Origin of the sequence: Collinsella sp. D33t1_170424_A12, from assembly GCF_015554865.1 — a bacterium.
In the GTDB taxonomy this organism is placed as follows: domain Bacteria; phylum Actinomycetota; class Coriobacteriia; order Coriobacteriales; family Coriobacteriaceae; genus Collinsella.
This window is the reverse complement of sequence record NZ_JADNJJ010000066.1, coordinates 1-9,193: the sequence shown is the minus strand read 5'-3', so window position 1 is coordinate 9,193 and position 9,193 is coordinate 1. Positions and strand designations below refer to the sequence as shown.

Genomic DNA, 9,193 nt, shown 5'->3' with positions numbered 1-9,193 from the left:
CGCATTTCCACTCACTTCGAGGGGTCGGCGGACCAAAAACAACCTGGCACCCCCGAAGTGAGTGGAAAAATCGAGAGACGCCCGATATCCCGCTGCAATTTGCAAGAAAACCCCAGGTGAGGCGCACCCCCAACAGGGGTCTACTCGCCCCCTTCGAAAAAATCAACTCACTTCGAGGGGGAGGGCTCGAAAGGAGCTGCTTTTTCGCCTCGCTTCGCCGACAACTGCTTAAAGCACAAATCGATAGCGGCTGCCCACGTAATACTGGCGACCGATGCACACCGGCTTGCGGTCCGCATCGCCGAAGCACACGTTCAGAAACAGCAGCGGATCACCCTGAGAGATCGCCAGGCGCGTTGCCTGCTCGCTCGTGGCTCGCACCGCCTCCACGGTACGCATAAGCGGCACCTCCGGACGCTTCCCGCCCACCTCCGAGATCTTGTCGAACATCGACACATCATTTAAGTCCTCGGTCATCAAGGACTGGTAGCCCTCGTAGGGCAAAAAGATATTCTCCTCGAAGATGGGTTGGCCATCCGCCGTGCGGATGCGCTGGACATACAACAGCAACGCCTCTTCCGACAAATCAAGCAGACGAGCCTCCTCGGAGCGCACCGGCACGATCAAGCGATTGAGCACGCGCGCGCCCGGCTCCATGCCGTTGTCCTCGCACACCTGCGTGAAACCTCGCGCCACGGTGTACTGCAGCAGGCGACGATTGATGTGAGGCGTGCTCACGAAGGTCCCACGCCCCTGTTGCTTCACCAAATAGCCCTCCGAACACAGCTCCTCGACGGCGCGGCGCACCGTGATGCGGCTCACGCCGTACTGCTCCGCCAGCTCGGGTTCGGACGGAATGCGCTCCTTGGGCGCATACTCGCCGTTCTCGATCGCCCCCTTAATCTCTGCAAAAACCTGCTGGTACAGCGGGGTCGTCCTATTCGTCGCCATAGCGCTCTCATCCATTCATCTACATCATCATATATGTCGTTATAATTATAACCATATTGACAACGTGTTGCACGCGCGCCTGGGGACGGCACATCCTAACCGAGCTCCTCCAGCACGTCCCACAGGCTATCGATCACCCGGTGGGCACCCGATTGGTCGAGCTCAACACCCTCCCTGGGCCTCAGCGCCAGCGTCCGCGCACCCGAGCGCACGCCCGCCTCGATGCCAAAAGGCGAGTCCTCGACCACCAGGCACTCCACCGGCTCAACCCCCAGCAGCTCCATCGCGCGGACGTACACCGCCGGGTCGGGCTTGAACGCGCCACAGTCATGGGCGCTCAACTTGAGGTCGAGTACGTCCTCCAGACCAGCGGCGTCCACCAGCTGTTGAATCATCTCGATCTGCCCCGAGCTCGCGATGGCGCATTTCACGCCACGCGCCCGCAGCGCCTCCATGACGGGGCGCGCGTCGCGGTTCACAAGCTCGTCATAGGGCACCGGATGCGCTTCCATATAAGGCAGGTAGCCCCGCTTCAGCTCCTCGCGTCGAACGGGGTCATCGGGCTCGTAGTACTCCCACACATAGATGTCGTTTGTGCCGGACAGGTCGGGAATCTCGTCGAACACGAAGCCCTTGGTCTCCAAATATGCCGCGCGGCGACGGTTGTAGAACCACTCCGTGTCAACCAATACGCCGTCGTTATCGAACAGCACGGCCTTGATCATGGGAACCTCCTCGAATAAAAAAGGGGCGGCCCCGCAAGGAACCGCCCCGCCGAATCGAACTAGTAGGTGAGCTTCCACATATAGCGACGCTTGGTCAGCGGGTGCTGGCGGGCGTCGGCGATCTTGTTGCCGTACACGCGCATGACAGCAAGGTGCAGCAGCGGGTTGAAGTAAGTCACAACACTCGCGGGCACGGCGTCGGCCAGGCCATAGTCCTTGGCATCGATGACGGCGACCTTTGCGTCCATGCGCTGCAGGAAGGTGAGGGCTCGGGCGTCCATCGGACGGGTCGCGCCGTCGGACATGAAGAAGACGTAGGGCTTGCCGGGCGTGGTGACCTCGAAGGGCCCGTGGAAGTACTCGCCGGTGTTATAGGCGGCGGCGTCAATCCACTGCATCTCGGTGAAAAGGAAGGCGGCGTGCGAGTAGGCCATCTTTTCGGAGGCGCCGGAAGCCATGAAGTAGATCATCTCGTCGTCCTTGAAGTCCTGGGCGAACTGCTCGGCGACCTTCTCGGCCTGCAGGGCGGACTTCTCGCAGAGCTCGAAGACGTTGGTGAGGCCGCAGACCATATCCTCGTAGTGGTCATAGCCCTCGGTCTGCTGCAGGATTTCAAGAGCGAGCGCCATGGCGTAGCCGGGCTTCTCGCACTTGGCGGCGAAGTTGGCGTGGAAACCGTGGACGATCACGTGGTCGACGCCCTCGGTGAGCGGGGAGCCAGCCTTATTGGTGATGGCGACCACCGGGCAGCCGTGCTTCTTGGCGGTCTTGTTAGCCTCCACGGTCTCGGGCGTGGTGCCGCCCAGCGAGCAGGTAATCACGAAAGTATGCTCGCCAACCCACTTCGGGGTGTCGTAGTTGAACTCGTTGGCGGTGAAGATCTGAACGTTCAGCTTATCGGTGTTGTTAGCCAGGAAGTATTTGGCCGGGTACAGGTCGGACATGGAGGCGCCGCAGCCCACGAAGGCCACGCTGTGGATCTCATGGTTGGACAGGACGTCGGCAACGATCTGCTTGGGGAGGTTGAGGTCGATCTCGTACATGTTCAAAACATCCTTTCGGTTGCTTGCTCAGCCCCGCCGTATGGCGGGCCGTTGTTACCAGGTGATTGACGGGAGGGCCGGACGGTCGCAGCGGAGATTGGGCTGCCTCGACTTAGGGAACCGAATGCCGGCCGGCCTCCCACCAGGGGTGGAGTGTCTATCGGAGTCGCAACGCGCCTCGGTCGCGAAGCCCTTCTGCGGGGCGTCGCGATTCCCGCAGCTGGGAACGGGCGCGGCATGAGCTTGGTACAGGTGCTAGACGAGGACGCCCAGAGCGGAGAGGGCGATGCCTCCGACGATGGCGATCGCGAGGAGCGCCAGGGTGTTCGCGCCCTTCTTGATGAGCCAATACATCAAACCGGTAAGCGCCAGCGGAATCATGTTCGGCATCATGGAATCCAGGATGTCCTGAATGACCACGGCGCCGTCGGAGAACGCAAGCGGCGTGGTAGCGCCAATGAGAGTCGCGATCATGGCGCCCACCGACATGAGGCCCACGATGCCGCAGACATACATGAGCTTGTCCATCATGTTGCCGCCCTGCAGCTTCTGCAGGTACTCATGGCCGCCCTGGTAGCCGAGCTTGGCCGCGAACCAGGTAATGAGAACGGACGGAACGATGGAGATGGCCATCGCCAGGATCGGGCCCATAATGGAGCCCTGCTGCGCGAGCTGCACGCCGAGGCCGAAGGCGATGACGCGAATCGTGCCCTGGAAGAAGGAGTCGCCGATACCAGAGAGCGGGCCCATCAGCGACGTTTTGATCGCGTTGATGGAATCGGGGTTCACGCTGGCGCGGTCCTTCGCGTACTGCTCCTCCATGGAGGATGCGAGGCCGAGGACGAAGGCGCTCGTCTGCGGGGTGCAGTTATAGAACGCCATGTGGCGACGGTAGGCCTCTTTCTTGGCCTCGAGCTGCTGGGGATCGGTCTCGTCCGGATAGCAGCGGTCGATCGTGGGAACCATGCCGTACAGGAAACCCATGTTCATCTGGCGTTCGTAGTTCCAAGAGTCCTGAATTGCCCAGGAGCGCCAGAAGAACTGCCAAATCTTCTTGTTGAGCGATACGTCTTGATTAGCGATCTCGTTAGCCATGGTGCTCTCCCCCTTACTCATCGTCTTCGAGCGGATCGTATTCGGCCCCGGCGCCCGCGATGGCAACGCCGCCGTTGTTGGCATACTTGATGCTCATGAGGATGAGCGCGAGGATGACGCCGAAGATCGAGACGGCGATCACGGAAAGGCCCAGATAGGATGCGAGCATGAAGCCCAGGAACAGGAAGACCGTCATGCCCTTGTTGAGCATCATCGAGAGCAGGAGTGCAAGACCATAGGCGGTGAGGATCTTGGAGGCCACGTTCAAGCCGTCGGTGATCCAAGCTGGGATCATGTCAACGATCGCCTGGACGACGTCGGTACCCACGAAGACCGCGGCGAAGATCGGCAGGAAGTACATAAGCGAGTAAAGCGCCGTACCAGCCACGATGTGCATACGGTAGGCCTTCTTGAAGCGACCGGCCTCGATAGCGGAATCGGCCACATGGGTGAGCGCCGCGATGATAGAGCGAAACACGATGCCGAGCAGCTGCCCGAGGACCGCGACGGGGATTGCGATCGTCATGGCCGTCTCGGCGGATGCGCCGGTCAAGCAAGCGAACGCGGAGGCGACGATGCCGCCCAGGACCATGTCGGGCGGAACCGCTGCACCAACCTGGACCAGACCCATGCTGACCAGCTCGACCGCCGCGCCGACGGCAAGGCCGGTGGGCACATCGCCCAGCACCAGGCCGACAAGCGTCGCGCCGATCAGCGGTTGCTCGAAGTTCAGGCGGCCCAACAGGCGCGAGTCGAGCATGCAGAACACGCCGACAAGGCCGACGAGCAGCGCGCTAATGAACGTATCCATTACCTTCTCCTCTCAGAAGTATTCGTTGCAAACCCCACGGTTCGGGGATACATGCCTGCTTAGAACGAGCTGATATCCGTACGCGCCTGCGTAGGCGTCTGCTGCTCGTAGATCTTGATGCCGAGGTCCAAGATCTTCTGGGCGTCGGCCTTCTCTGCGGCATCGAGGAAGACGGAGCTGTCCTTGCCGCCAACCGGCTCGGCACCGTCGTGGTTGGCCGCCGCACCAAAGTTGACCTCGGGGAAGGGATAGGAGCTCACGAACTGAAGCAGCTCGCGCACGTTGCCGAATACGAACATCACGTTCTCGCCCAGCGTGTTGAGCTTCTCCATCTTGGAGAGCGCCCTCTCGACGGTGTACACGTTGAGGTACACGCCGGCCGGCTTGGCGAGCCTGAGCGCGCCCTTCTTAATCTCATCGGACGCCGCCTCGTTGTCCACCACGATGATGCGGCTGGCGGCAACCGAGTTGACCCAGGAGAATACGACCTGGCCGTGAAGCAGGCGGTAGTCCAGACGCACCAGCACGATGTTCGCCTTGCCGCCCTTGCCGGCGACGACCTGTTTCCTAGGTGCCTTGGCCAGCAGGGGTACGGAGTCACGGCAGTTGTCCAGACCGGCGCGCGCCTCCTGGATCAGATCGACGAGCTCCTTACCCTGGATGGGCACGGGGGACATCGCGAGCGTGAGCACGAGCGGCATGTTCATACCGCTGATCACGGTGATGCGATCGTCGCGTTCCATCAGCTCCACCATCGAGTTGTTGACGCTCGATCCCATCATGTCCGTGCAGACGTAGATGGTATCTGCGGCATCAAACGTCTCGATGAGAGCAGCCGCCTTGCCCGTAACGGGCTCTTTGTCATCGCGCAGAAGCGAGATAACGTGGACGTTGGGGACGTCGCCAAGGACCATTGCCAACGTATCGCGGACACCTGCTGCGAGCCCGCCGTGCGATGCCAGAATTATCTGATTCATCACGCCTCCTCTTAGTCGTTATGGTCATTATAGATGACTTAGCTAGTATGTCGAGGGTTCTTTAGCAGACTATGGTATTTTCTGGAAATATGTACCGTCCACTGATCTATAGCGACCGTTCACCCGTTATATACGTCATAGTATGTTTCAAAGGCGAGTCAGCCATCGCCTATGGTTTAGCCATGATCCCGCCCGATGGGCGCACCTCGCTCGCACACGGAGTACGGCGCGACACGGCTCCAGCCCGCACCTGGCATTACCGCAGCGCGACCCATGCCTGCCAGTCGCCGCCGCTTACGAACTCGGCGTAGCCCGCCGCCTTTTCCTGCGCCCATGCCCGCCCGCTGAACCGCATGGACTCCGCCACATGACCATAAAGCTCACTGCGGCGAATTTTCTCGAAGCTCGTGTTCATCACGAAGATGGAAAGAAGCACCAGGCAGATGCCCGCCATCTTCACTGGACCAGCCGACTCGCCGTAGACCCCAATACCCACCAGCACGGTCGTGACCGTCTCGAACGAAGCGACAACTGGCACCCTGGACGCCTCGAGCCCCATCGACAATCCGTTCATATAGAAAATGTACGCCAAAGCCGTCGGGATGAGGCCAAACCCCAGCAGGACGAGCAGCAATCGCGGACTCGCCGCAGCGGCGATATCCGTCCAAGGGCACGCCAGGGCGAGCATGGTCGCACCGCCGAAGACGAATCCGTAAAACGTCACCGCCAGCGGATGCACCCGCTTTGTTGCGACCTTGCTGAAAACTGCCAGCAAGGCACCCATGAAACCCGCGGCCACGCCGGCTATGATGCCGAGCGCCGAGAAGCCCATCGTGGAGAAGTCGCCATTGGTTACCGCCAGCACGCATCCGATAACGTTGATGGCGATCGAGGCGAGCTTGCTCGAGGTCACCGGCTCGCGATAGAGCAGCCGCCCCAGCGCCACCCCGAACACCGGCATGGTGTAGAGCAGGACCGACGCTGTCGACATGCCCACCTCGCCCATGGAAATGTAGTACCCGAGGTTGGCGAACGCGAGCCCCACGATGCCCACGAGCGCACAGGGGACGAGCGAAGAGAGCGGCACATGGAACAACGCGCGCGCAGACGGTCGCTCCCCCACGGGCACCCCCGACCCGCGCGCCCCCATCACAGCGAGCACGGGTGCCAGCATCGCCGCACCGAACAACAAACGCAACGCAGCGATGCTCGCCGAACCCAGCCCCAGCGCAGTGAGATCGTTGACGAAGATGCCGATGCATCCCCACGTCAGCGCTGCGATCAGCACCATCGCATAGCCTTTTTTCACGTTCACGACTCCGCTCCCTCCAGTCGATCAGCTCACTTACTATAACAGACGTTATACTCGTTATAGATGTTTCAATACTTCTTCAAGAGATCCTTGCTTGGTCGGGCGATCCGGCGATTTCATCGGGCAGATCGGACCACGGGAGGTGCCACTTGCAGCGTGGGTGCAGCGCGTCCAGCTAGTATGCAAGCTTCCACATGTAGCGACGGGTCATGTAGTCCTTATGGGTGACCCGAGAAAGGGCACGCATATAAACGTTATTCAGAATCGGGGAAAAGACCAGGTGATTGAAGTACTCGGATACCGAATCCTTGATGTCGTTCAAGCCGAGCTCCTTCGCATCGAGCTGGTAGACGCGGTCCCCGCCGTACCGGCCCAAGAAGCGGACGCCGCGCTCGTCGTTCGCGCGCGACCGACCCACCGAGATGAGCTGGAACAGCGACGTGCGCTTGTCCAAGATCTCAAAGGGCCCGTGGAAGAAGTCGCACGTGTTGATCGTGCAGGAATCGATCTGGAGCATCTCCTGGATGTTGCAGATGGAGAAGACGTACGCCGCGCCGTACAGCGGGCCCTGCGCCATCACGTTGATGCAGGGCTTGTCGGCGTTCTGCTGCGCCCAGGCCTCGGCAAGCGGCGCAGTATAGGCAACCGCCTTGCGGTAGATGGGGTCGATGAGGCCGAACGCCGCCATCGCCGAATCGTATTCCGCATAGCCCTCCGTCTGCTGCACGAGCTCCATGGCAATCATGGTCACAACGGCAGAGTTTGTCTCGCCCATGTCGGTCTCGTCAACCGCGAGGCTGCCGTACTGGACCTTATACTCGCAAACATCCGTGAGGCGCGACTCGTCCACGTACACGCCCACGGTCGCAGCACCCAGTTCGCGCGCCACCTCGGCCGCCGCGATGGTCTCGGCCGTGCCGCGCATGGAAACGGCGACAACGAGCGTATTCTCATCCACATAGCGCGGCGTAGCGCGAACGAACTCGCTGCTGGTATAGCTCGAAGACGCGATGAGGGCCGCCTCGTGCTCCATAAAGTATTGAGCGGGGTAGTTGCCGCCATTCGAACCGCCAGCACCGACCCACACCACGCGCCTGATACCGCCCACATGCTTCTTGTTCTCGAGAATCCGGATAACCATGTCTCGAACTTGTTCCTGCTTATTCATGAGTATCAGTCCTTTCGTCATCCATATAATTAGTTATTGATACAAGTTAAATATAGGACTTAAAACCACCTACGAAGGGTTGTCTACGATGAACGGCGTATTATTGGCCGTAAACGGCATATATCGACATTTCCCCTATCATTGAGCACAATTTGGACAGCAGGTAAGCTACTGTAAGTGGCATACAAGTTTGTGATATCACTAAGATTCGAGACCGATTATGAATGTAAGAACCACATCCACGGATGCCCTCTATTGCCAGCTCGCCGAAGAGCTGCGATCAAAAATCATCCGCGGCGTGTATCCCTGCGGCTCCAAGCTGCCATCGGAATCCGAGCTAATCGCCGACACCGGCCTCTCGCGTAGTACGGTGCGCCACGCACTCAAGATACTTGTGGACGAAGGACTCGTTGCAAAGAAGCGCGGTCGCGGCGCGTTCGTCTCTAAAACCCTGCAATCCCATGCCGATGAGACCGTATTCTCGAGCTTCACCACGAGCATGCAAGGTGGCCGATCCGAGTTCGAAACGCGCCTCGTGGACGCTCGCATGGCGGACGCGCCTTCGGACACGGCCTCATTCCTACGCGTCGACCCCGCAAGCCCGGTCGTCGAGCTCGTACGCCTACGCTATCTCGACCGCGAGGCGTTCTGCTTGGAAACCACCTGGTTGCCCAGGGAATTCAAAGAACTGCTCGACACCGACCTCGACCGTCGCTCGCTCTACACCGCACTACGCGAGCGCTTCCACCGCGTCCCCGCCAACGGCCATAAAACGTTTGAGGTCTGCTTCGCCCGCCCGCGCGAGGCGTTTCTGCTTGACGTCGAGCGCGACACCGCGCTCATGCTCGTAACGGACTTCGTCTACGGCATCGATGGCAGGCCGCTCCATGTCTCGAAGCGCGTCATGCGGACCGACAAGACAAAATACACAGAACCCATCCGCTAGCCCCTGACGATCGACAGCGAGGAACGACGGCGCCGTCCAATGAGGACACGGCCGCGTGGCGGCAGACACCACCTCCGACCGCAGAAACCTGCCGCATTTCCACTCACTTCGAGGGGTCGGCGGACCAAAAACAACCTGGCACCCCCGAAGTGAGTGGAAAAATCG

General features: G+C 60.4%; 9 protein-coding genes. 1 reads left to right on the top strand and 8 read right to left on the bottom strand.

The genetic code is table 11. The features are described 5' to 3' along the window. Nucleotides 1-228: 228 nt before the first annotated feature. The 8 genes from I2E26_RS03295 to I2E26_RS03260 form a co-directional block, all read right to left on the bottom strand. Nucleotides 229-951, bottom strand: coding sequence for a GntR family transcriptional regulator (locus tag I2E26_RS03295; RefSeq protein ID WP_195419593.1), 723 nt, complete (start codon nt 949-951; stop codon nt 229-231). Between the two features lie 95 nt (nt 952-1,046). After that, a complete protein-coding gene (locus I2E26_RS03290) occupies nt 1,047-1,676 on the bottom strand; it encodes an HAD family phosphatase (RefSeq protein WP_195419592.1) in 630 nt (209 codons plus the stop codon). A gap of 59 nt (nt 1,677-1,735) precedes the next feature. Next, nucleotides 1,736-2,719 carry an SIS domain-containing protein gene (locus I2E26_RS03285; RefSeq protein ID WP_195419591.1) on the bottom strand — a complete coding sequence of 328 codons (984 nt, stop codon included), beginning with the start codon at nt 2,717-2,719 and terminating at the stop codon, nt 1,736-1,738. A gap of 255 nt (nt 2,720-2,974) precedes the next feature. Further along, a complete protein-coding gene (locus I2E26_RS03280) occupies nt 2,975-3,814 on the bottom strand; it encodes a PTS system mannose/fructose/sorbose family transporter subunit IID (protein ID WP_187231572.1) in 840 nt (279 codons plus the stop codon). A 13-nt stretch (nt 3,815-3,827) separates the two neighbouring features. Then, nucleotides 3,828-4,625, bottom strand: a complete 798-nt coding sequence (locus tag I2E26_RS03275) for a PTS sugar transporter subunit IIC (RefSeq protein WP_147587862.1) — start codon at nt 4,623-4,625, stop codon at nt 3,828-3,830. Between the two features lie 59 nt (nt 4,626-4,684). After that, nucleotides 4,685-5,602: a PTS mannose/fructose/sorbose transporter subunit IIAB gene (locus I2E26_RS03270; RefSeq protein WP_195419590.1), complete on the bottom strand. Its 918-nt coding sequence runs from the start codon at nt 5,600-5,602 to the stop codon at nt 4,685-4,687. A 256-nt stretch (nt 5,603-5,858) separates the two neighbouring features. Beyond that, nucleotides 5,859-6,917, bottom strand: coding sequence for a DMT family transporter (locus I2E26_RS03265; RefSeq protein ID WP_195419589.1), 1,059 nt, complete (start codon nt 6,915-6,917; stop codon nt 5,859-5,861). 172 nt (nt 6,918-7,089) lie between these two features. Further along, a complete protein-coding gene (locus tag I2E26_RS03260; RefSeq protein ID WP_195419588.1) occupies nt 7,090-8,082 on the bottom strand; it encodes an SIS domain-containing protein in 993 nt (330 codons plus the stop codon). Nucleotides 8,083-8,302: 220 nt separating this feature from the next. On the opposite strand from I2E26_RS03260, the gene I2E26_RS03255 reads away from it, so the two are divergent. Then, nucleotides 8,303-9,028 carry a GntR family transcriptional regulator gene (locus tag I2E26_RS03255; RefSeq protein WP_195419587.1) on the top strand — a complete coding sequence of 242 codons (726 nt, stop codon included), beginning with the start codon at nt 8,303-8,305 and terminating at the stop codon, nt 9,026-9,028. Nucleotides 9,029-9,193: the final 165 nt, after the last annotated feature.